The organism is Pseudomonas sp. AFG_SD02_1510_Pfu_092 (genome assembly GCF_003331055.1).
Classification (GTDB): Bacteria; Pseudomonadota; Gammaproteobacteria; order Pseudomonadales; family Pseudomonadaceae; genus Aquipseudomonas.
In genome coordinates, this window is the sequence record NZ_PUQD01000030.1 from 1 (window position 1) to 22,275 (window position 22,275).

The 22,275-nt window shown below is 62.7% G+C and carries 24 protein-coding genes and 1 riboswitch; of the genes, 11 read left to right on the plus strand and 13 right to left on the minus strand.

Features of this window, described 5'->3' with window-relative positions; all coding sequences use genetic code 11:
- The 5 genes from C6A77_RS14290 to C6A77_RS14305 form a co-directional block, all read right to left on the minus strand.
- A partial coding sequence (locus C6A77_RS14290) for a PAAR domain-containing protein (RefSeq protein WP_133295890.1) occupies positions 1–1,008 on the minus strand: 1,008 nt, incomplete at its 3' end.
- 199 nt (positions 1,009–1,207) lie between these two features.
- Entirely contained in the window at positions 1,208–1,645 is a 438-nt protein-coding gene (locus C6A77_RS25355; protein WP_133295891.1) for a hypothetical protein, read from the minus strand.
- Positions 1,646–1,718: 73 nt separating this feature from the next.
- Positions 1,719–2,102, minus strand: coding sequence for a hypothetical protein (locus tag C6A77_RS14295; protein ID WP_114170047.1), 384 nt, complete (start codon positions 2,100–2,102; stop codon positions 1,719–1,721).
- Positions 2,095–3,495, minus strand: a complete 1,401-nt coding sequence (locus C6A77_RS14300) for a PAAR domain-containing protein (RefSeq protein WP_114170048.1) — start codon at positions 3,493–3,495, stop codon at positions 2,095–2,097. Before C6A77_RS14300 ends, C6A77_RS14295 begins: the two co-directional genes overlap by 8 nt.
- A 172-nt stretch (positions 3,496–3,667) precedes the next feature.
- On the minus strand, positions 3,668–4,036 hold the full coding sequence (locus C6A77_RS14305) for a histone-like nucleoid-structuring protein, MvaT/MvaU family (RefSeq protein WP_114170049.1): 369 nt from the start codon (positions 4,034–4,036) through the stop codon (positions 3,668–3,670).
- A gap of 170 nt (positions 4,037–4,206) precedes the next feature.
- Between C6A77_RS14305 and C6A77_RS14310 the strand changes: the two genes are divergently transcribed.
- Positions 4,207–5,001, plus strand: coding sequence for an OBAP family protein (locus C6A77_RS14310; protein WP_114170050.1), 795 nt, complete (start codon positions 4,207–4,209; stop codon positions 4,999–5,001).
- A 536-nt stretch (positions 5,002–5,537) separates the two neighbouring features.
- On the opposite strand, the gene C6A77_RS14325 is transcribed toward C6A77_RS14310, so the two are convergent.
- Positions 5,538–6,767, minus strand: a complete 1,230-nt coding sequence (locus C6A77_RS14325; protein ID WP_114170051.1) for an acyl-CoA dehydrogenase — start codon at positions 6,765–6,767, stop codon at positions 5,538–5,540.
- Between the two features lie 140 nt (positions 6,768–6,907).
- Between C6A77_RS14325 and C6A77_RS14330 the strand changes: the two genes are divergently transcribed.
- Together C6A77_RS14330 and C6A77_RS14335 are read left to right on the plus strand one after the other, a co-directional pair.
- Positions 6,908–7,834, plus strand: coding sequence for a LysR family transcriptional regulator (locus C6A77_RS14330; protein ID WP_114170052.1), 927 nt, complete (start codon positions 6,908–6,910; stop codon positions 7,832–7,834).
- Positions 7,835–8,055: 221 nt separating this feature from the next.
- Complete coding sequence (locus C6A77_RS14335) at positions 8,056–9,210, plus strand: aminotransferase class V-fold PLP-dependent enzyme (protein ID WP_114170102.1); 1,155 nt, start codon at positions 8,056–8,058, stop codon at positions 9,208–9,210.
- Positions 9,211–9,217: 7 nt separating this feature from the next.
- Here C6A77_RS14335 and C6A77_RS14340 read toward each other — a convergent pair whose 3' ends face one another.
- The 3 genes from C6A77_RS14340 to nfsB form a co-directional block, all read right to left on the minus strand.
- Positions 9,218–9,655: an RES family NAD+ phosphorylase gene (locus C6A77_RS14340; protein WP_114170053.1), complete on the minus strand. Its 438-nt coding sequence runs from the start codon at positions 9,653–9,655 to the stop codon at positions 9,218–9,220.
- On the minus strand, positions 9,652–10,101 hold the full coding sequence (locus C6A77_RS14345) for an antitoxin Xre/MbcA/ParS toxin-binding domain-containing protein (RefSeq protein ID WP_114170054.1): 450 nt from the start codon (positions 10,099–10,101) through the stop codon (positions 9,652–9,654). Before C6A77_RS14345 ends, C6A77_RS14340 begins: the two co-directional genes overlap by 4 nt.
- Positions 10,102–10,191: 90 nt before the next feature.
- Positions 10,192–10,845: an oxygen-insensitive NAD(P)H nitroreductase gene (nfsB, locus tag C6A77_RS14350; protein ID WP_114170055.1), complete on the minus strand. Its 654-nt coding sequence runs from the start codon at positions 10,843–10,845 to the stop codon at positions 10,192–10,194.
- A gap of 104 nt (positions 10,846–10,949) precedes the next feature.
- Between nfsB and C6A77_RS14355 the strand changes: the two genes are divergently transcribed.
- Positions 10,950–11,864 carry a LysR family transcriptional regulator gene (locus C6A77_RS14355; protein ID WP_114170056.1) on the plus strand — a complete coding sequence of 305 codons (915 nt, stop codon included), beginning with the start codon at positions 10,950–10,952 and terminating at the stop codon, positions 11,862–11,864.
- 112 nt (positions 11,865–11,976) lie between these two features.
- On the opposite strand, the gene C6A77_RS14360 is transcribed toward C6A77_RS14355, so the two are convergent.
- The gene (locus C6A77_RS14360; RefSeq protein ID WP_114170057.1) at positions 11,977–13,191 is read right to left on the minus strand and encodes a sugar transporter; all 1,215 of its coding nucleotides are present in this window, start codon (positions 13,189–13,191) and stop codon (positions 11,977–11,979) included.
- Positions 13,192–13,360: 169 nt separating this feature from the next.
- Entirely contained in the window at positions 13,361–14,413 is a 1,053-nt protein-coding gene (gene calA, locus C6A77_RS14365) for a vanillin reductase (protein WP_114170058.1), read from the minus strand.
- A gap of 183 nt (positions 14,414–14,596) precedes the next feature.
- Between calA and C6A77_RS14370 the strand changes: the two genes are divergently transcribed.
- A complete protein-coding gene (locus tag C6A77_RS14370) occupies positions 14,597–15,502 on the plus strand; it encodes an AraC family transcriptional regulator (RefSeq protein ID WP_114170059.1) in 906 nt (301 codons plus the stop codon).
- Between the two features lie 225 nt (positions 15,503–15,727).
- Here the strand turns inward: C6A77_RS14370 and C6A77_RS14375 are convergent, their stop codons facing one another.
- Positions 15,728–16,330, minus strand: coding sequence for a TetR/AcrR family transcriptional regulator (locus C6A77_RS14375; RefSeq protein ID WP_114170060.1), 603 nt, complete (start codon positions 16,328–16,330; stop codon positions 15,728–15,730).
- A gap of 105 nt (positions 16,331–16,435) precedes the next feature.
- Between C6A77_RS14375 and C6A77_RS14380 the strand changes: the two genes are divergently transcribed.
- On the plus strand, positions 16,436–17,032 hold the full coding sequence (locus C6A77_RS14380; protein ID WP_114170061.1) for an NAD(P)H-dependent oxidoreductase: 597 nt from the start codon (positions 16,436–16,438) through the stop codon (positions 17,030–17,032).
- A 1-nt stretch (position 17,033) separates the two neighbouring features.
- Here C6A77_RS14380 and thpR read toward each other — a convergent pair whose 3' ends face one another.
- Positions 17,034–17,579 (minus strand): RNA 2',3'-cyclic phosphodiesterase, encoded by a 546-nt coding sequence (gene thpR, locus C6A77_RS14385; RefSeq protein WP_114170062.1) that lies wholly within the window; start codon positions 17,577–17,579, stop codon positions 17,034–17,036.
- A gap of 122 nt (positions 17,580–17,701) precedes the next feature.
- Between thpR and C6A77_RS14390 the strand changes: the two genes are divergently transcribed.
- The 5 genes from C6A77_RS14390 (at position 17,702) to C6A77_RS14410 (ending at position 22,029) form a co-directional block, all read left to right on the plus strand.
- Entirely contained in the window at positions 17,702–18,493 is a 792-nt protein-coding gene (locus C6A77_RS14390; protein WP_114170063.1) for a hypothetical protein, read from the plus strand.
- Between the two features lie 147 nt (positions 18,494–18,640).
- Positions 18,641–19,540, plus strand: a complete 900-nt coding sequence (gene lpxO / locus C6A77_RS14395; RefSeq protein WP_114170064.1) for a lipid A hydroxylase LpxO — start codon at positions 18,641–18,643, stop codon at positions 19,538–19,540.
- A gap of 131 nt (positions 19,541–19,671) precedes the next feature.
- A complete protein-coding gene (locus tag C6A77_RS14400) occupies positions 19,672–20,016 on the plus strand; it encodes a carboxymuconolactone decarboxylase family protein (protein WP_114170065.1) in 345 nt (114 codons plus the stop codon).
- A gap of 78 nt (positions 20,017–20,094) precedes the next feature.
- Positions 20,095–20,664, plus strand: coding sequence for an N-acetyltransferase (locus C6A77_RS14405; RefSeq protein WP_114170066.1), 570 nt, complete (start codon positions 20,095–20,097; stop codon positions 20,662–20,664).
- A 198-nt stretch (positions 20,665–20,862) separates the two neighbouring features.
- A complete protein-coding gene (locus C6A77_RS14410; protein WP_114170067.1) occupies positions 20,863–22,029 on the plus strand; it encodes a DUF1624 domain-containing protein in 1,167 nt (388 codons plus the stop codon).
- A gap of 27 nt (positions 22,030–22,056) precedes the next feature.
- Positions 22,057–22,255, plus strand: a riboswitch (cobalamin riboswitch).
- Positions 22,256–22,275: the final 20 nt, after the last annotated feature.

The window sequence follows — 22,275 nt, forward strand, 5'->3', positions numbered from 1 at the left end:
CTGCCCCGGCCCGCCCGCTTTAGACCAATGGTGCACAAGGCTCTTGGTCGAGATGTTCAAGCTCTTCTTCAACCGCTCATAGTTCCCAAGGTTCAGCTGTTTGTTAAGGAATGCCGCTTTCAGCTGCCCATCCAGTTGTTGCAGCAACTGGCGGCGTTCGGCGAAGAAGCTCGGGCTGTTCAGATGGCCATGGCGCATGAATTCTCGCTGGTGCAGGTGCTCGATACTGGTCAGGGTATTACCGACCTGTTTCAAACCTTGATCGAGCATGTCCTTGCCCACGCCCATGGACTGACTGGCATCGCTGAGCAGGCCGGCGATTTCGGCCTGGTGCTGCATCATGAAATCCGCTTCGGCGAAATCCAGTACCTCCAGCGCGCGACGGGTGTGCTGCGCTGCAGCCATCAGCTGGCCTTCCTCGCGGGTGCAGGCATCAACGTTGTCAGGATTACCGAGAACGAAGATTTCCCCGGCCTTGAAGCCTTGTTCGAATGTGGGGTTGAGCCGCTGCAACCGTGAGATGGGCAGCGTCGCGTCATGCTCGGCCAATTCCAGCAGCACTTGCGCGAACGACATGCGCCGCGGCACTACGTAGAACCCAGGCTCCAAGGTACCGGGCAGCGCACCTATCAGGGGCTGGGAGAAAGGCTTGGGGTAGACGGCGGCAGATGGCTCGGCAGCGCCGACAGTGGCAAGCCCTGCGGTGGAGTGCCTTGATGGCGGTGCGTCGCCAAGCGGTGCGACAACCCGATTGCTGCCCGGCGAACAGCCACAGGCAACCAGCGCGCCATCCATGGCGACCCGCCGACCATCGGAAATGCACCACTCCAGCCCTTCGGCAACGACGCCTTCCTGCCCACAAAGTGGGCATGCCGTGGTGGGGTCTCCCTCGCGAAGTACCATCCGACCTTCGTCAAGGTACCCAGCCCCTGTCGCAATACAAACTGCACCCGTGGTGGTGAGATCACCATCTACTGCCTGCCCTTTTCCGGCGAGATTGGCACGCATCTACAAGCTCCCTGTACACGGTTCAGATAGGGAAACCTAACATCTATAGGGAGGCTTCGCGCGCAAACAACCAAAAAGCAGAAGTTTCCTACAGGCTAGTCCTACTTATCAAAACGGGAAGCAATCCTGAATTAGCAGAGAGCAAACAAGAAACCCTGCACTTCAAGTATTTCCTTACGTACTTACGATTATCTGGGCGCTACTCCCGTTCTGATAGTAAAATCAGAGTATAAGCAACCACCATCCAAACACAGCCAAGCAGAGTCAACCACGTAGCCAGCGCCAATTTTAATTTCAACCCCGGTGGAAAACGTTTCAGCTCATCAAAATCTAACGCTCCTCTACTTAATGCCAGCCGAGGAAATGTTATCAGCCCAGCAATCATACAAATCAACATCCAACGCCGCCTAAAACTTCCTCTACCCCACAACTGCTTCATGGATTGAAGGTAGGGGTTGCTCTGTATAGCGGAGCATGCGATATCGTAATCTTTCTTCAGCACAACACAGGCAAAAATCGCCGGACCAGGCAATCCAATGATGAATGGACCGAGCACCAATATTAACTTCGCTGAAATCGCCCACTCGTTGATGTCTATCATTGGTAGCCTCATAGATAAATTTTTCAGTTCATTCACCTATCTTCTCGCCTAGGATTCCACCTGCAAGCGGCCCTCCGCCTACGAGCACAACACCACGACCTGGAAAGTTTTAAATAATCAGATATATTACAAGCGCCCAAAGCATCGAAATGAAATTCAGCCATAGCGCCACAACCATCTTCCGCCTTAAGTACAGCGGGAAGTTTTTAATCTCAACCTCATCAACCCAACCCATATATAGATACCACTTGGGGAACGTTACCAAAGCGCTCACCGTGGCCAGCAGCAGATAACGAGATCTTAGGCTTCCATCGCCCCAAACGGATTTCATTTTTTCCAGATAGGGGTTGCTTTTGATCGCTGACAAAGCGACTGTAAAATCTCGAGAGGTTGCAATTTGCACATTAATTGCAAGACTTAAGAAACCAGGAAAAAATGGAAAAAGCAGGAGCGCTAGCTTGACTAGAACTGGCCAACTGTCGAAGTCAATCATCGGTCGCCTCATAAAGCATCTCTCCGGCTTTCTCTCCGAAGACACCGAGGCCAATAGATCCTGCCGCTGAACTAGCGCCAACGATGACAATTCCGCATACCGCCCCCCCGAATCCACCACTACCGATCCCGATAGCGCCGCATAGTGCGCCTGCAACAGTCCCTCCACTCCAGACGCCAAACATACCGCCCCCCAAGCTTCCAGCGAAGCTGCCCGTCTCGGTGAAACGAACCTTCTTACAAGCGCCAGTTTCACCGGCACGACATACCTCCTCTACCTTCAAGTATGACGAAGCCCCACCCAACCCAATTGCAGCATACCCACCATAATTAAGGTACTTACCAAGCCGAGCCACCTTGTCCAGATGCGTCGCATACCCCGGTATCTGCCCCGGCCCGCCCGCTTTAGACCAATGGTGCACAAGGCTCTTGGTCGAGATGTTCAAGCTCTTCTTCAACCGCTCATAGTTCCCAAGGTTCAGCTGTTTGTTAAGGAATGCCGCTTTCAGCTGCCCATCCAGTTGTTGCAGCAACTGGCGGCGTTCGGCGAAGAAGCTCGGGCTGTTCAGATGGCCATGGCGCATGAATTCTCGCTGGTGCAGGTGCTCGATACTGGTCAGGGTATTACCGACCTGTTTCAAACCTTGATCGAGCATGTCCTTGCCCACGCCCATGGACTGACTGGCATCGCTGAGCAGGCCGGCGATTTCGGCCTGGTGCTGCATCATGAAATCCGCTTCGGCGAAATCCAGTACCTCCAGCGCGCGACGGGTGTGCTGCGCTGCAGCCATCAGCTGGCCTTCCTCGCGGGTGCAGGCATCAACGTTGTCAGGATTACCGAGAACGAAGATTTCCCCGGCCTTGAAGCCTTGTTCGAATGTGGGGTTGAGCCGCTGCAACCGTGAGATGGGCAGCGTCGCGTCATGCTCGGCCAATTCCAGCAGCACTTGCGCGAACGACATGCGCCGCGGCACTACGTAGAACCCAGGCTCCAAGGTACCGGGCAGCGCACCTATCAGGGGCTGGGAGAAAGGCTTGGGGTAGACGGCGGCGGATGGCTCGGCAACGCCGGCAGTGGCAAGCCCTGCGGTGGAGTGCCTTGATGGCGGTGCGTCGCCAAGCGGTGCGACAACCCGATTGCTGCCCGGCGAACAGCCACAGGCAACCAGCGCGCCATCCATGGCGACCCGCCGACCATCGGAAATGCACCACTCCAGCCCTTCGGCCACGACGCCTTCCTGCCCACAAAGTGGGCATGCCGTGGTGGGGTCTCCCTCGCGAAGTACCATCCGGCCTTCGTCAAGGTACCCAGCCCCTGTCGCGATACAAACTGCACCCGTGGTGGTGAGATCACCATCTACTGCCTGGCCTTTTCCGGCGAGATTGGCACGCATCCACAAACTCCCTGTACATGGTTTCGGTATGGAAACCTAACATCCACAGGGCGTCTTCAAGTGCAGCAGCGCGAAATTCGGAAGTTTCCTACGAGCTAGCCGCGCTAGCAGTTTCGTCGGATTTGCAGGAAGGAAAGAGCCGCCGGTTAACGTCGGCTCGTACAGTCCAGCACTATCTGGCCAGCCAGTTATCGACTTCATCGGCGCCGTATTCGGCCTTCCATGCCTTCAGCTTCGTATGGTTGCCGCCTTTGGTTTCAACCACTTCGCCAGTGTGCGGGTTCTTGTACTGTTTGACCTGGCGCGCGCGGCGCTGGGCTTTGGGCGCAACAGCAGGCTGAGCCGGGCGGCGGGTGGCTTGCGGGTCGAGCAGGTCGATGATGTCGCGCAGGCTGAACTGGTACTTGGCCAACAGGTTGCGCAGTTTGGTTTCGAATTCGATTTCTTTCTGCAGTTCGGGGCTGCCTTTCATGGCTTCCAGCTCAGCAAGTTGAGCAGCCAGTTTCTGTTCGAGCTGACGGAATTCTGCGAGACGGGACATGCGGGATACCTTCGTTAGGACTGCCTGGGTTGTCGAACGTGTCAACGGCTTAGTGCTGCTGGTTCGGGGTTTAGTTCCAGTTCATTTCCCGACAATACCGCCCGTCCCTTGCAGTAAGAGTTGTGCCGCGGCTGACGGTCTTCTGCCCACATGCCACGGAGACCGAATACATGAAGTTCACAAGTTGCTGCCTCTGCCTTGCATTCGCCAGTGTCGCTCTGTCGGGCTGCTCGACAGCGCGAACGGCGTCGCCTGTCGAAGCCCCCGGCGGCGCCGAAACAGGCACCACGCAACTGCTCGAGGCAGGCGCGGCGGTGTTGCAGGACAAACCGCCAATCGACGCGCTCAACGCCTACCTGGACGGTTTTCATTTCTACAACGGCCACCCCGACATACAAATGGAAGCCCACCATTACTGCGCCATCCTGAACCAGGACGTCATTCAGTGCGTGATCTATGACGGCAGTACGCGCGGCGCCAAGATAATGGGCATCGAGTACATCATTGACGAGAAACTGTTCGCCAACTTGCCGACCAAGGAAAAAGCCATGTGGCACAGCCATGGCTATGAAGTATCGTCTGGCCAATTGGTTGCGCCCGGTATCCCGGCACCGGCAGAACATGCCTTGATGAAGCGGCTGGTACGCACCTACGGTAAAACCTGGCATACCTGGCACACCGATCAGGACAAGACACTGCCGGTGGGTGTACCGCAATTGATGATGGGCTTTACCGCCGATGGCCAGGCCAACCCCGCCATGGTCGAGCAACGTAACCGACGCTTGGGCATCGATGCGGCGAAAAGCAAGGCGCAACGGGGCGACATTGCAATACCTGCGCCAGACCCGCAGGCCAACGGCTGGCAGCGTGGCGAGGTGATCCAGCTGGTTGACCCGACGGGCACCCACCTGCATCGCCCGGCCACGGCGACACCGAAGGAGAGCAACAGCCGTTCCAGCCGGTGAGCGGTCCAGCGGGGCAAGGCCACTACCATCCAACGCAGAGGATGGCACCGGCGGTGCCGGTGTTCGCGGCCACGGCCGCTCCCACAGTTGCCGTGTGAACTCGCAGCCCGCGCAGTACCTGTGGGAGCGGGCAAGCCCGCGAAGAATCCAACGCAGTGGATGGCACCGGCTGCGCCGGTGTTCGCGGCTAAAGCCGCTCCCACAGTTGCCGTGTGAACTCGCAGCCGGTGCAGTACCTGTGGGAGCGGGCAAGCCCGCGAAGAATCCAACGCAGTGGATGGCACCGGCTGTGCCGGTGTTCGCGGCCACGGCCGCTCCCATAGGTACCGCGTGAACTCGCAGCCGGCGCCGTATCTGTGGGAGCGGGCAAGCCCGCGAAGCATCCAACGCGGTGGATGGCACCGGCTGTGCCGGTGTTCGCGGCCACGGCCGCTCCCACAGGTACCGCGTGAACTCGCAGCCGGCGCCGTATCTGTGGGAGCGGGCAAGCCCGCGAAGAGCCCAACACGGTGGATGGCACCGCCCCCCGCTGATTCTCAGCGCTCGCTGCGCAGCATGTCCGCCGGCACGTGCTTGCCGATCTCGTACTTGCCAATCGCCGCCCGGTGCACTTCATCCGGCCCGTCGGCCAGGCGCAGGGTGCGCTGCATGGCGTACATGTAGGCCAGCGGGAAATCACCGCTCACCCCTGCCCCACCGTGAATCTGGATCGCCCGGTCGATCACCTGCAGCGCCACGTTCGGTGCCACCACCTTGATTTGCGCAATTTCGCTGCGCGCCACCTTGTTACCGACGGTGTCCATCATGTAGGCCGCTTTCAGCGTCAGCAGCCGGGCCATGTCGATCTCCATCCGCGAGTCGGCGATCTTGTCGACGTTGCCGCCCAGACGTGCCAAGGGCCGGCCGAACGCCGTCCGCTCCACCGCGCGCTTGCACATCAGTTCCAGCGCGCGCTCGGCCATGCCGATCGAACGCATGCAATGGTGGATGCGGCCGGGGCCGAGGCGCCCCTGGGCGATCTCGAAACCACGGCCCTCGCCGAGAATCACGTTCTCGTAAGGCACCCGTACATTCTCGAACAACACTTCGGCGTGGCCATGCGGCGCATCGTCATAACCGAACACCGGCAGCGGGCGGACGATCTTCACCCCGGGCGCATCAGTAGGCACCAGCACCATCGAGTGCTGCTGGTGGCGCGGCCCTTCGGGGTCGGACAGGCCCATGAAGATCATCACCTTGCAGCGTGGGTCGCAGGCGCCGGAAGTCCACCACTTGCGGCCGTTGATCAGCCAGTGGTCACCGTCACGCACAGCCGTGGCCGCCATGTTGGTGGCATCCGAAGAGGCCACCTCCGGTTCGGTCATGGCGAACGCCGAACGGATCTCGCCACGCAGCAGCGGCTCCAGCCACTGGCGCTTCTGCGCTTCGCTGCCGTAACGCACCAGCACTTCCATGTTGCCGGTGTCCGGCGCCGAGCAGTTGAACGGCTCTGGCCCGAGCAGCGAGCGGCCCATGATCTCCGCCAGCGGGGCGTATTCCAGGTTGCTCAGGCCGGCGCCGTATTCCGACTCGGGCAGGAACAGGTTCCACAGCCCTTCGGCACGGGCCTTGGCCTTGAGCTCTTCCATGATCGCGGTGGGCTGCCAGCGGTCACCCTCGGCAACCTGGCGTTCGAACACTGCCTCGGCGGGATAGACATAGGCGTCCATGAACGCGCTGACACGCTCGCGCAGTGCCTGGACCTTGGGTGAATAGGCGAAATCCATCGGGGCTACCTTCACGGTTCGGAGTACATGGTGCAGAGCCTAGAGCAGCCTGCCTTCATCCACCTAGTCTATTTTCAGCGTGTATAAACATTCATAACCGATATATGATCGGCCGATAATTCCAACAAAGAGCGGCGCCCATGAACCTCAGCAAGGTCGACCTCAACCTGTTCATCGTCTTCGACGCGATCTACACCGAAGCCAACCTGACCCGCGCCGGGCAGATCGTCGGCATCACCCAGCCAGCGGTGTCCAACGCGTTGTCGCGGCTGCGCGAAACCTTCAATGACCCGCTGTTCGTGCGCACCGCGCAGGGCATGGTGCCCACACCCATGGCCCAGAACATCATCGGCCCGGTGCGCAATGCCCTGGCGCTGTTGCGCACCTCGGTGCAGGAAAGCCGCATCTTCAACCCGCAACAGGCCAACAAGACCTTCCGCATCAGCATGACCGACCTGACCGAGGCGGTGATCCTGCCGCCACTGTTCCAGCGCCTGCGCCGCCTGGCACCGGCGGTGCTGATCGAGAGCTTCCTGTGCAAACGCCGCGAAACCACCAAGGAACTTGCCGCCGGCCGCCTGGACTTCGCCATCGATGCGCCACTGAACACCGACCCGCAGGTACGCCACGTCAAGCTGATGCAGGACCGCTATGTCTGCGCCCTGCGCCAGGGCCACCCGCTGGCTGACAGCAAGCTGACCCTCGACAACTACCTGGGCATGACCCATATCCATATTTCCAGCCGGCGCAACGGCCTGGGCTATGTCGACCTGGCGCTGGGCAAGATGGGCGTGCAGCGCAAGGTTGCATTGCGCTCGCAGCATTACCTGATGGCTTCGCAGGTGTTGCAGCAGACCGACATGGCGATGACCGTGCCAGAGCGTTTCGCCCGCCGCCACGCGTTGCGCTACCAGCCGCTACCGGTGGAGGTGCCGGCGCTGGAAACCCACCTGTACTGGCATGAAAGCACCGATCAGGACCCGGCCAACCGCTGGATGCGCGAGCAGATCACCGAGCTGTGCGAACGAGTGGTGGCCGAGGAAGAGAAGGCGCAGGAGCCGGCCTGAAGCGGCCTGCACAGCTCGATGCCCCCAGTAAACAAGCAGGCGCTTTGTAAGTGGCTTGCTTAAGCCAGAAACTTTTTCCACATGGATCAGGGTAAGTAGAAAATTTTTCTAAGCTAATGCCTAAAGCGTATGAGAGAAAGGGAAAAACTTTCCTTCACGGCAGGTAGTCTTGCTCTACCGGCGCCGAATGACGGCGCCCCATGCCGGATCGGCCGCAGACCATGCCCAACTTGCCACTCTACTTCGACTACGCCGCCACCACCCCTGTCGACGACCGGGTCATCGAAACCATGCTCACGTGCCTCGGCAACCAGGCCAACTTCGGCAACCCGGCGTCCACTGGCCACGCCTTCGGCCAAGCCGCCCGCCAGGCCGTGGAGCAGGCCCGTCAGCAAGTGGCGGAGCGCGTCGGCACGCAAGCCGATGCACTGGTCTGGACGTCTGGCGCCACCGAGTCCAACAACCTGGCACTCAAGGGCATTGCCCAAGGCATCGGCCAACCCGGGCACCTGATCACCAGCCAGCTGGAACACAAGGCCGTGCTCGACACCGTGGCCGAGCTGGAGCGCCAGGGCTGGGCCGTTACCCGCCTGGCGCCGGATGCCGCCGGCCTGATCCAGCCTGCTGCGGTACATGCGGCGTTGCGCGCCGATACCCGCCTGGTATCGCTGATGGCGGTGAACAACGAACTGGGTACGGTCACTGACTTTGCCACGATTGGTGAACAGGTGCGCGCCCACGGTGCCCTGCTGCACGTGGATGCGGCGCAGGCGGTGGGCAAGCTGGCCATCGACCTGGGCGTGATGGCCGTGGACCTGATGTCGTTCTCGGCGCACAAGGTGTATGGGCCCAAGGGCATCGGCGCGCTCTACGTCGGGCCGCGCGCACGCACCCTGATGCGCGCGCAGATGCACGGCGGTGGCCACGAGCAGGGCCTGCGTTCCGGTACCCTGGCAACCCACCAGATCGTCGGCATGGGCAGCGCCTTCGCCTTGGCCGGCCAGCCCGGCGACAGCGAGTACCTACGCCTGGCGCAGCTGGCCAAGCGCCTGCGCGAAGGCCTGCTGGGCTTGCCCGGCGTCACCCTCAACGGCTGCGCCAGCCAACGCATTCCCCATACGCTGAACCTGTGCATCGACAGCAAGGGCTTCAACAGCGCAGCGCTGGCCAGCGAGCTGGCGTTGTCGACCACCTCGGCCTGCAACTCGGCCAGCAATGCGGCCTCGCATGTGCTGCTGGCACTGGGGCTGGATGAATTGCAGGCCCGCAACAGCGTGCGCCTGAGCCTCGGGCGCTTCAGCACCGAGGCGCAAGTGGACAAGGCGCTCGCGGTGTTCGCCCGGGTGCTGACAGCGGCGTCGGCAGCACTGTGGTAAGCGTGCGCTAGAACAAGCGGCTGTCGGGGGTGAAGTCCTCGACCTGGAGTTTGGCGCTCTGTGCCTGCGGGTGGCGCGGGTTGAACAGGTAATTGGTGGTGCTGGGCATGATCGCGCTCGGCACCGGCAGCAGCAGTGCCGAACACTCATCCAGGAAGCGGTTGCCCAGGCCTCGGGTGAGCTCGGGCTGGGTGGACCAGCCGGGCTGCATTAGCGGCAGTTGCGCTTGCGATACCGTGTCGGGCAACTCGATGCGCAGCAAGCGCATGGTGGTAGGGAAATCTTCCGGGTCGATTTCCAGGTGCACCAGCACCTCGAGCATCGCCCCGGGTGGGCTGGTGGCGGTATACACCACCGGCCGGCCCGCCTGGTGCCAGCGGCCGCTGACGCGCAGGCCGCCGGTGCCGCTCAGGTCTGCATAGGCGCTGATACGCCACAGAATCACAGGCCGAAGCCCTCGGCGATCTGCAGCAGCATCTCTTCGACCTGGGTGGTGCCTTGCTGGGTGGTGAGCATCTGCATCGGCGTCAGCCCGGAGAACCGCTCCTTGGGCTTGGACAGCCAGCGCTTGGCCTTGCCCGCTTCGCCGAACACGGCTTCGGCCATGGCGGTGATATGGGCCGAGCGGAACAGCCGGTCGCTTTCTTCGACGGTCAATGGCTGGTCACGCTCGATGCGGGTTTTCAGGGTCCGCAGGGGGATGATCTGGTCGCGTTCCACGGGTGTGAACACCCCGCGTTCAGTCAGCTTCACCAGCCAGGTGGCGGCAAAACCATGGGTGATACGCGTATGGATTTCAAAGTCACTGGCGAGTTCGGGGATTTCCAGCAGCGCCTGCAGGCGCGCGCGGTACTCGTGGTAACCGTTGTCACGTAGCACTTCGGCAAGCATGGCAGGCTCCTTTTCGGCGTTTGCCGACAAGTATGCGGTATATGCCGAATTTTTGCCAATACGAGGGGCCGCAGAGCAGCCCCTGCCCCCTCACAGGAAGGTAAATACCTGCGCAGCCGGCAACCGCGATTTGTTCAGCCCGGCATTGAAGTCGGTCTCGCTGCGATAACCCAGGCTGAGAATGACCACGCTGGTGAAGCCGCGCTCGCGCAAGCCCAGTTCGGCATCCAGCACCTTGCTGTCGAAGCCCTCGATCGGCGTGGCATCCAGGCCATGGGCCGCCGCGCCGAGCAAGGCGGTGCCCAAGGCCAGATAGGTCTGCTTTTCCATCCAGTGCTGCACGTCCTTCTGGTCAAAACGGTGCAGGTCGACGTAGTGCCGGCGGCTCTGATTCTGCCCGGCACGTGCCTGATCATCGCGGAAGCGGCCATCGGCGGCTTCCTGCTCGAGCACGGCGTTCAGGTGTGCTTCGCTCATCTCGGTGCGGGTACAGAACACGATGACGTGCGAGGCATCGAGGATCTTCGGCGTGTTGTAGGCATAGCCCTCTGCAGTGCTCTTGGCCAGACGGGCCTTGCCTTCGGCACTGTCGGCGACGATGAAGTGCCACGGCTGCGAGTTGACCGAAGACGGGCTGTGGCGCAGTTGTTCGAGCAGGGCGTCGACAGTGGCCTGGGGAATACGGCGCGAGGCATCGTAGGCTTTGGTGGTGTAACGGCGCTTGGCTATCGAGACGGTATCCATTGCAACAACTCCGGCATGAACGAGGGATTTGCCGGGCATCTTATCTTTCCCGCAGAAAAGAAAAACCGGCACAATGCAGCAACACTTTCATCCCTGGAGTGAAAATGCTGCGCATCGCCGACCTCGAACTGTTCGTCCGCAGCAGCGTACTGGGCAGTTTTACCGCCGCCGCCCACGAGGCCCAACTGCTGCCGGGCCAGGTGGCTGCGGCAATCAAACGCCTGGAGCGCGACCTCGATGTGCGCCTGTTCGCCCGCACCACCCGCAGCCTGCGCCTGACCGCCGAAGGCGAGCTGTACCTGCCGACCGCGCTGAACGTGCTGGAGAGCCTGCGCCAGGGCCGCGAAGACCTGCACGGCAACCCCGCCACCCTGCGTGGCACCCTGCAGGTATCGGCGCCTTCCGACCTGGGCCGCAACATGCTGCTGCCGTGGCTGAGCGGGTTTCGCCGGGAACATCCGGCGCTGCACCTGCGCTTTCTGTTGTCCGACCAGATCGCCGACCTCAACCGTGACCCGGTGGATGTCGCCATCCGCTATGGCCTGAATCAGGACGCCAATTACATTGCCTTGCCGCTGGCCGACTGGAACCGCCGGGTGCTGGTCGCCGCGCCGGATTACCTGGCCCGCCACGGCCACCCGCTCACACCCGACGCCCTGCAGCAGCACGCCTGCCTGCTGTACATGCAGCACAACAGGGTCTACGACAAGTGGCGGGTGGGCAACCGTACCGTGCAAGTGCGCGGGCCGGTGGTCAGCGACGATGCCGATGTGATCCGCCGCCTGGCCTTGCAGGGCGAAGGCATCGTCTACAAGTCGTGGCTGGACGTCAGCGCCAACATCGCCGCCGGCGAGCTGGAAATCATCCTGCCCGAGTACCCGGGTGAGCCCACCCCGGTGACCCTGGTGTGCCCGCACCGCAAGCAGCTCACGCCCGCTGTGGCGCAGTTGCACCTGTGGTTGCGCGAACGCTTCGAGGCCTTGCGCTGCCGGGCGCTGAGGACTGTGGTACTGGCTTGAGGGCTCTGCCGTCAGTACCGGCCTCTTCGCGGGCATGCCCGCTCCCACAGGTACTGAGTGGTTTCGCAACCTGTGGGCGCGGGCGCGCCCGCGAAGAGGCCCGCGCGGGCATTCAGGGATGCCCAGGCAGCGTGCCCAACGCCTCACGAAACCGCCGGGTGCTGGCGATGGCCAGCAGCAACCCGACCACTGCCACGCTGCCGCCCACCAGGCCGATGTACGCCACATTCATCTGGCTGCTGACGATACTGCCCAGCAACGCGCCACCGCCGATACCGATGTTGTAGATGCCGGAAAACAGCGCCATCGCCACATCGGTGGCATCGGACGCCAGCTTCAGGGTCTTGGACTGCAGCGACAGGCTGAAGCTGAGGATCGCCACGCCCCAGAACATGCTCAACGCGGCAAACCCGTGGAAGTCGCCCGACAGCGGCAACAGCAGCAACAGGCACGCCGCCAGCAGGCCGATCGAACCCACCAGGAAGCCATGCGGGAAGCGATCGCTGTAACGGCTGAACAGCAACGAGCCGAACACCCCGGCGCCACCGAACAGCAGCAGCAACAGCGTGGTGCGCTCACCGCCGATCTGTGCCACGTGCAGGGCGAACGGCTCGACATAGCTGTAGGCGGTGAACTGCGCGGTGATTACCAGCGTCACCAACACATAGGTGATCACCAGCGCCGGGCGCTTGAACAGAATCGGCAGGCTGCGCAGCGAGCCGGAGTTCTGGCTGGGCAGCAGCGGCAGCGACTTCATCAGGCACAGCATGGTTGCCAATGCCACCCCGGCAATGCTCAGGAAGGTGATGCGCCAGCCCAGCGCCTCGCCCACCACACGGCCCAGCGGTATCCCCAGGACCATGGCCAGGGTAGTACCGGTGGCCAGCAGGCCCAGCGCCTTGGCCTGCTGGCCAGGCGGTGCCACGCGCACCGCCAGCGACGCGGTGATGGCCCAGAACACCGCATGTGCCAGGGCAATGCCGATACGGCTGACCAGCAACATGGCAAAGCTTTGCGACAACCACGACAGCAGGTGGCTGACGATGAACACCAGAAACACCAGCAGCAACAGGCGCCGCCGCTCGATGTTGCGGGTCAGCAGCATCATCGGCAGCGAGGCCAGCGCCACCACCCAGGCATAGATGGTCAGCATCAGGCCGACCTGGGCGGTGCTCATGTCGAAGCTGCGGCCAATGTCGCTGAGCAGCGCCACCGGGACGAACTCGGTGGTGTTGAAGATAAAGGCTGCCAGGGCCAGGGCAATGACGCTGAGCCAGCTGCCGTTGCCCGCCGTGGGTGGCAGGTGAGTGGGTGTGGATCCGTTCATGGGTGAAAACCGGTTCTCCGTGGACAAGGCAACAGACCGCACGCCGGCCACCCGGTTGCAACGGGTGTCGACGTACGCTTTGTTGTTGGAAGGAATGCCGGCATGGTACGCGTCAAGCCGGGGCCTCACAACCGCGCGGCGACCGGCTTGCCGATTGCGTTCCAACCGCTCAGCGCTGCAGCGTGGCCATGTCGATGACGAAGCGGTACTTCACATCGCCGGCAATCATCCGCTCATAGGCCTGGTTGATATTGCGGATATCCAGCATCTCGATATCGCACCGGATGTCGTGCTTGGCGCAGAAATCCAGCACTTCCTGGGTCTCGGCGATACCGCCGATCAACGACCCCGCCAGCACCCGGCGCTTGAGCACAAGGTTGGCCGCATGCACGGCCGGGTCGATCGGTTCGATCAGGCCGACCAGAATGTGCACGCCATCGAACTTCAGGGTTTGCAGATATGGGTTCAGGTCATGCTGTACCGGAATGGTGTCGAGCAGGAAATCGAAACGCCCGGCGGCGGCGCTCATCTGCTCGGCGTCGGTCGATACGATCACATGGTCGGCGCCCTGGCGGCGGGCTTCCTCGGCCTTGGCCTGGGAACGGGTGAACAGGGTCACCTCGGCGCCCAGGGCCTTGGCCAGCTTGATCGCCATGTGGCCCAGGCCACCCATGCCGAGGATGCCGATCTTGTGCCCGGGGCCGACACCGTGGTGCTTGAGCGGCGAATAGGTGGTGATGCCGGCGCAAAGGATCGGTGCAGCGCTGGGCAGGTCCATGCCGGCCGGGATGCGCACCACGAAGTGCTCGCTGACCACGATGCTGCTGGAGTAACCGCCCAGGGTGTTGCTGCCATCGACCCGGTCCGGGGTGGCGTAGGTCATGGTCGGCCCTTCCAGGCAATATTGCTCCAGGTCCTTGGCACAGGCCTCACACTGGCGGCACGAATCGACCATGCAGCCAACCCCGACCAGGTCGCCGACCTTGTGCGAGGTCACCTGCTCGCCCACCGCGGTGACGCGGCCGATGATCTCGTGGCCAGGCATCAGCGGGTACACGGCAATGCCCCATTCGTTGCGTGCCTGGTGGATGTCGGAGTGGCACACGCCGCAGTACAGGATCTCGATGGCCACATCGTCCGGGCGCGGGCTGCGGCGCTCGAAGGTCATCGGCGCCAGAGGGCTGGTGGGGGTTTGGGCGGCGTAGCCGATGGCGGTATACATGCAAAAACCTCGCAGTGAAGTGAAACGATTCAGGCGACGCATTCTGCGCGCCGCTCGGCGCCTCGCCCACGGCTGATTCTCCGGTATGCTTGCCTGATTCTCCGAACCTGCCTGGCGACAGCTGGCGCCGTACCTTCAATCTGCGATGATCAGGCTGTCTGATCCTCTGCCCCTGGTTCAATCATGCAACTGACCCGTCATGTCGACGCCAATGCGCCGCTCTGCACCCTGATTCGCAGCCTCGCCACGCACCCGGGCTTCGCGCCCACCCACCTGCCGCAGGTGCAGGTGCTGAGCTGGGATCATTACGTGGCCAGCAGCCCGCAGATCTACGAGCCCAGCCTGATGATCCTGGCCCAGGGCAGCAAGCTGGCGCGCCTGGGCCCGCGAACCCTGGAATACGGCGCCGGGCATTACTTGGTGCAGGCCTTGTCGGTGCCGTTCATGTGCGAAACCTTCGCCACCGCCGAAGTGCCGCTGCTGGGTGTGGCCGTGGACATCGACCGCGGCGTGCTGGGCGAACTGGTGCAAAGCATGGACCTGGCGCCAGACCCCGCCGTGCAGGTGCAAACCCCGCAGTCGATGACGTCGGCGGCACTCGATGCGCCGATGCGCGAAAGCGTGGAACGGCTGCTGCGCTGCCTGCAGGACCCGATGGATGCCAAGGTGCTGGGCCCGGCGCGGGTACGCGAGGTGCTGTATACCGCCCTGCGTGGCCCACAGGCCGGCGTATTGCGGGCACTGGTGGAGCAGCAAGGGCACTTCGCCCGGATCGGCGCCGCCCTCGCCCACCTGCGCGCGCATTACACCGAGCCGCTGAGCGTGGAGGCGCTGGCGGCGCGCGCCAACATGAGCGTTTCGACCTTCCATGAGCATTTCAAGCGCTGCACCGACATGGCGCCGATGCAGTACCTCAAGCGCCTGCGCTTGCTCAAGGCCCAGCAGATGCTGATCGGTGAAGGCCTGGGGGTGGCGCAGACTGCGCACCGGGTGGGCTACCAGAGCACCTCGCAGTTCAGCCGCGAATACAAGCGCCAGTTCGACCGCAGCCCCGGGGAAGAGCTGGCGTATCAGAACTTGCCGGCGTAAACGCCGCAGCGGCCTCATCGCCGGCAAGCCGGCTCCCACACCGACCGCGGCGTCCTTCCAATTTGAACAGGACACTTGGCTACCACAGGTACGGCACCAAGCTCGAAGCCGATGCGGTCGGCGTGGGAGCAACTGTCTTACTCAATTTCTAAAGGCTGGCGCGATCCCTGTGGGCGCTGGCTTGCCGGCGATGGGCTGCAAGGCAGCCCCGGCGGCCTTGAAGGGTCATTGCCGCTCGACCATCGCCATTATCGCCGCCTGCAATTCATCCTTGGCCTGCCCGGCCGCCAGCTCCCCCGCCGCAGCCGCCTGGGACAAGGCATCCGCCGCCCCGACCAGCAGGCGCATGCCGGCAATACCCACATCACCGCTGGGCGAAAACGCCGCCAGCGCCTCGCGGCACTTGTCCAGGAACGGCTGCTCGAACGCCCGCTTCAGCGCTTCCATTTCCGGCGACCCGGCCAATGCCGCCGACACCCCGGGTATCTCCCGCCCCTGGCTCAGCACGCAATCCACATACGCTTCGGCAATGACCCCGGCGCGGCTGGCGAGGCTGGCGTCACACCGCACCAGCGCCTGCTCGAGCATCTGCGACTGGCGTGCGTCGTATTCCTGATAAAGCGCCACCAGCAACCCGGTGCGGGTCTCGAAATGGTCATAGACCACCGGCTTGGTTACCCCTGCCTGCTCGGCCAGGCGGCCCAGGCTCAGGGCATCGGTGCCTTCCTCCCGCACCAGCTGCCAGGCCACATCGAGCAACTGCCGACGGCGTTCGTCGCGGCTCAGGCGTTTGCGCGGGGGGGCTTGCTCAAGTTCATCGCTTGACATCGATTACCTACCAAAAGTAACTTACTAAACGTAACCTACTAAACGTAACTTTCCGCGAGTATATAGCGCTCGGGGTAATCCCGCACCCCTCTCTGGAGACCCGCCATGCACGCCTTGATCGTCGTCGGCCATCACGACCCACAATCCCTCACTCATGCCTTGGCCCGGCAAATCGCCGACGGCCTGGCCAGCACCGGCCACCGAAGCGAAATCGCCGACCTGGCCAGCGAAGGTTTCGACCCGCGTTTCGGCCTGGCCGATCATGCGGTGCACCGCCGGCAGGCAGGCCCGCCAGCGGATGTACTGAGGGAGCAGGCACGCCTGGAACGCGCCGATGCCGTGGTGCTGGTCTACCCCATCTATTGGTGGTCGCTGCCGGCCCTGCTCAAAGGCTGGGTCGAGCGGGTGTTCAGCAACGGCTGGGCGTTCGACTATGACGGCGCCAGCATCGTCAAGAAGCTGCGCGGCATGAAGGTACACCTGGTCGGCGTCGCCGGCGCCGACAGCGGCACCTTCGAACGGCATGGCTATGGCGAGGCGATGCGGGTGCAGATCGAGCACGGCATTTTCGACTACTGCGGCGCCGAAGTACTCAGCTCCACGCTGCTGGAAGATAGCGAAGGCGCGAACCCGGCAGCGCACCTGCGCACGGCGCGCACGCTGGGCGAGCGGCTGTTCGCCGGCTGCGAGGCGGCAGCCTGAATCAACTCGACAGCGGCCACTGCGCCAACGGCCAGTAGGCGCCCTTGCGCGACTCGTACAAGGTGAAATGGCGCGCGGCAAGGTAGAAATCCGGCGCGCTGGCGGCCTCTGGCGGCTGGCCGCGATAGCCCCTGGCCAATGTCAGGTGCGGGCGATAGTCGCGCTCGGCCGCTTCCAGCCCCAACGGCAGCAGCGCCTGCTGCAGGCCGTACACCAGTTGCAACAGCCCCGCTGGCGTCTGCTGCGCTTCCAGTACCAGGGCGCTGGCGCGCTGCCATACCTGCAAGCGGTCCAGTACCAGCCGGGGTGGCGTGGTGGGCAGCGCCAACTGTTCGACCGCCGCGCAAATGGCAGGCACCTGGGCAGTGTCCACATCGCCGAGAAACAGCAATGTCACATGGAAGTTGGCGGCCGGTACCGGCTTGCCACTCCGCAGGTTCAGGCTGCGTCGCCACTGCGCCAGGGCGCGCCGCTGGGCATCGCTGACCGGCAAGGCGAAGAACAGCCGCTTGAATGGCGTTTCGATACGTCCATTAACAGGTGTCATGTGCCGCTCCTTTGGGTGTGCAAACGCTTGCCAGTACCGGTGCAACTAGCAGTTCTACCAGTTTCGCGGGCAGGCCCCCTACCCTACGCTGGGGCTTCCACCTCAGTCACCCGGATATGGATATGAAGCACCAGACCACACAAAACACCCAGTCGCCCATGCAAGCAACACTGTACTGGGGCGCGCGCGAGCAAGCGTTCAAAACTGATGAAGTAGTAACCCAAGTCAACTTTGGCAGTCGCTCATTTTTCGGCATTCAGTACACGGAGGGTTCTGATACCGCATTTAGCGCCATCACCCTGACAATTCCGGAACACCTTATGGTTGAAGGCGCGACACTCACCATCGGCGCGGGCGAAAAAGCCGAAATCAGCGCCTATTTCAGCTCGACTTCGATTGGTCGTTCAGGCTGGGCAATCGGAGGTGAAATTCACATCTCCCAGATGGATGAAACTTCCAAGGCGTTCAGCGCAACGTTCCACTACACCATCGAACACACCATGGGCCACGTCGAAATCGCGAATGGTTCACTGTCCTTGTCCCTGGCCGACCACGCAAGGCGCAGCAGCGGCCTGGTTCAGGCTAAAGTCGATCCGTCGTTAGTCCCTTCACTGGGCAACCTCGATGCTCATACCATCGCATTCAAGGACCTTGAGGACGGGCGCATCCGGCTTCACGCTATCCAGCACGTGGGGCAAGATTCCCAGGGCATTCTTATGCTGTTCAACGAACAACATGCCCGCCTGTTCTACCTGGTCGACATCGGGGTCCATGACATGGTCGGTGGCAGCCTGGAGTATCAGTGGAACGCTCAGGAAAGGACACTGACCGCCACATTCACTGATTATGTGGTTAGCTACCAAGGCAAGGAGCACCGCATCACAGATGGCAGCATCGAGGTGTCTCTGGCCTGATGCATCGCGATGCAGGCCTTGTACAGCGATAGTGCTCGTACCAAGGTCTGCCATCGTTGTGCAACTTTCTTCTATAAAGCATCGGCTCGATTGTTTATGCTGGCGGGCTTAGCCATCACGCATGGCCATTAGTTGACGTATCCGCCCATGAAAATCGCCCTAGTCCTCATCTTCGTCCTCTCGATCGCCTATGTTCACCTGCGCGGTCGGGTTCGCCACAAGCTGACCCGTCAGTTGGGTGACCACTCCAGCTTCCTCGCCCCGGTCAACAGCTTCCTCTATCTGTTTTCCCGGCACCCGGCCAAGCCTTACCTGCCGGTAGAGGCCTTCCCCGAACTGCAGACGCTGCAGGACCATTGGCAGGAGATCCGCGAAGAGGCCCGCCAGTTGCTGCATGTGGGCGAAATCAAGAAGTCCGAGAATTATGACGACGTCGGTTTCAACTCGTTCTTCAAGACCGGCTGGAAGCGCTTCTACCTGAAATGGTACGGCGAAAGCCACCCGTCGGCGATGACCCTGTGCCCCCGCACCACCGAGTTGCTCAAAGGCATCGGCACGGTCAAGGCTGCGATGTTCGCCACCCTGCCCCCGGGCGCCAAGCTGGTACGCCACCGCGACCCGTACGCCGGCTCGTACCGCTACCACCTGGGCCTGGACACGCCGAACGACGACGGTTGCTACATCGATGTGGACGGCGAGAAGTACTCCTGGCGCGATGGCGAAGGCGTGGTCTTCGACGAGACCTACATCCACTACGCGGCCAACACCACCGAGCACACTCGCATCATTCTGTTCTGCGACATCGAGCGCCCGCTCAAGTACCGCTGGGCAACCGCGTTCAACCGCTGGTTCAGCCGCAACGTCATGGCCGCGGCCGCTGCGCCCAATGATGCCGGCGACAAGACCGGTGGCATCAACCGGCTGTTCACCCGCATCTACAAGATCCGCGAACGTGGCAAGGCCCTGAAGAAGCGCAATCGCACCCGCTACTACCTGGAAAAGTGGGCGTTCGTTGCCGCGCTGGTGCTGGTGTTCATCTACATCTGACGGCGCGCGGGCACTGGCAGAAGCGGCCTGGCCTGGCCGCGCAAAGCCGGCCAGCACCAAAGTACAAGTCCCAAGTCCCGCGCTTCGACTAGCCTGAAAGCTCCACTGGCAACCTTACCAAGGTGAAGACGATGAGCATGATGGACTGGGACGCCTACCGTAAGCAGTTGATGGCCGGCATCGGCGATCTCAAGCAACTCTCCCCCGATACCGTGGCTGGCTACATGACCGCCAGCGGCGCCGGCGCCAAGACCAACCACCTGGACGCCAAGACCCGTGAGCTGATCTCCCTCGCGGTGGCCGTGACCACCCGCTGTGACGGCTGCATCGCCGTGCACTCGCAGCAAGCGGTCAAGCACGGCGCCAGCCGCGAGGAAATCGCCGAGGCCCTCGGCGTTGCCGTGGCGATGAACGCCGGTGCCGCGCTGGTGTACTCGGCGCGGGCGCTGGATGCGGTGGGCAAGGCCAACGGCTGAGCGCCTCTTTCGTCACTGCCCTTGCGCGACGACGACGGGCCGCCCAGACTGGGCGGCCCAGCCCTTGCAGGAACCCGCATGATCCACATCCGCCCCATGACGCCGGAAGACTTCGAACGTTTCTGGCCCACCTTCCAGGCCGTTGTCCAGGCCCGCGAAACCTACGCGTTCGACCCCGCCTTGAGCTTCGATCAGGCCCGCCAGCTGTGGCTGGAATTGCCCCTGCGCACACTGGTGGCCGAGCAGGACGGCGAATTGCTGGGTTCGTATTTTCTCAAGGCCAATGCCGCCGGGCCCGGCGCGCATGTGGGCAATTGCGGCTACATGGTCTGTACGGCAGCGCGCGGGCGCGGCGTGGCGCGCCTGATGTGCGAGCATTCACAGAAGCTGGCACGCCAGGAGGGCTTTCTGGCGCTGCAGTTCAACTCGGTGGTGGCCAGCAACGAGGTGGCGGTGGCGCTGTGGCACAAGCTGGGCTTCGAAACCGTTGGCCGCTTGCCCAAAGCTTATCGCCACGCCCGCCTGGGGCTGGTGGACTGCCTGGTGATGTACAAGTGGCTGGCGGATGAGCCGGTGCTGGAGAAGCCGCCGCTGCTGATCGGCCGCAAGAATATCGAGGCCCGGGTTTCGCGGCGGCGCGGGCGCTAGGCATCTTCCGCAGGCTTGGCCCCTTCGCGGGCTTGCCCGCTCCCACAAGCACAACAACAGCCCAGAGGACTGCGATATCCCTGAGGGGGGTGCCGGCGATAAGGCCGGCACAGACGGCATAAAAACAGCTACCAAAGCGGATCTATTTAGTTATAAGATAACATTTCATTCGACATCCATTCCTGCCAGCGACCCCCCATGACAAGCGCCAGTGCCACCCCAACCCTGCTCACCCAGCGCCTGCAGAGCATCGATGCCCTGCGCGGCCTGGTCATCCTGTTCATGCTGTTGGACCATGTCCGCGAAACCTTCTTCCTGCACCGTCAGGTCGGCGACCCGATGGCCATCGATACCACCGAGCCATCGCTGTTCGTCAGCCGTACCCTGGCCCACCTGTGCGCGCCGGTGTTCGTCCTGCTGACCGGCCTGTCGGCCTGGCTGTACGGGGAAAAACACCAGGGCCGCGGCGATGTCTCGGCGTTTCTGTTCAAGCGCGGGCTGTTTCTGGTGGTGCTGGAATTCACCCTGGTCAATTTCGCCTGGACCTTCCAGCTGCCGCCCAGCGTCATCTACCTGCAGGTCATCTGGGCCATCGGTGTCAGCATGATCGCCCTGTCGCTGCTGGTGTGGCTGCCACGCCCCGTGCTGATCGCCCTGGGTGCACTCATCATCGCGGGCCACAACCTGCTCGATGGCCTGCACTTTGGCGTTGAATCCGCCCTGCATGTGCCATGGGCGATCCTGCATGACCGGGGCTGGCTGACGTTCTCGGACACCCTGCGCCTGCGTACCTCCTACCCGGTATTGCCGTGGATCGGCGTCATCGCCCTGGGCTACGGCCTGGGCCCCTGGTTCGCCCGGGGCAGCGCGGCCGGTCAGCGCCAGCAGCGCCTGCTGCTGGCCGGGGTGATCGCGCTGACGGGCTTCGTGGTACTGCGCCTGTTCAACGGTTACGGCGAAGCGCCATGGAGCAGCTACCCGGCATTCACGCAAACCCTGATGAGTTTCTTCAACATCACCAAGTACCCGCCATCGCTGCTGTTCCTGGCGTTGACCCTGGGCTGCGGGGTGCTGTTGCTGCGCGCCTTCGAACGCGCCGGACAGGCGCGCTGGATCAGCGCCCTGGCGGTGTTCGGTGCCGCGCCGATGTTCTTCTACCTGCTGCACCTGTATGTGCTGAAGCTGCTGTACCTGGCCAGCGTGGCGCTGTTCGGCCGCAACCATGGCGACTACTTCGGTTTCGACAGCATCGCCGCGGTGTGGCTGGGGGCGATGTTGCTGGCGGTTTCGCTGTACCTGCCGGTGCGCTGGTTCGCCCGTCTGAAGGCGCGGCGGCGCGACATCATGTGGCTGAAGTACTTGTGAAAAGCGTTTTACCCGGCGGCGCGATGGTCTACCATGCCGGCCGCCGGTTTCCATCACGGAATCAATAGGGAATCCCCGGCCCGCCAATTCGGGCCAAACGGAACTGCCCCCGCAACTGTAGGTGCCGAGCCTGCTCCATCGATGCCACTGGGCCATTAACCCGGGAAGGCCGGAGCCAGGCGACGACGCACCAGTCAGGAGACCTGCCGGCATACATTCACCAACCGGCGGGGTGTCCGGGATTGG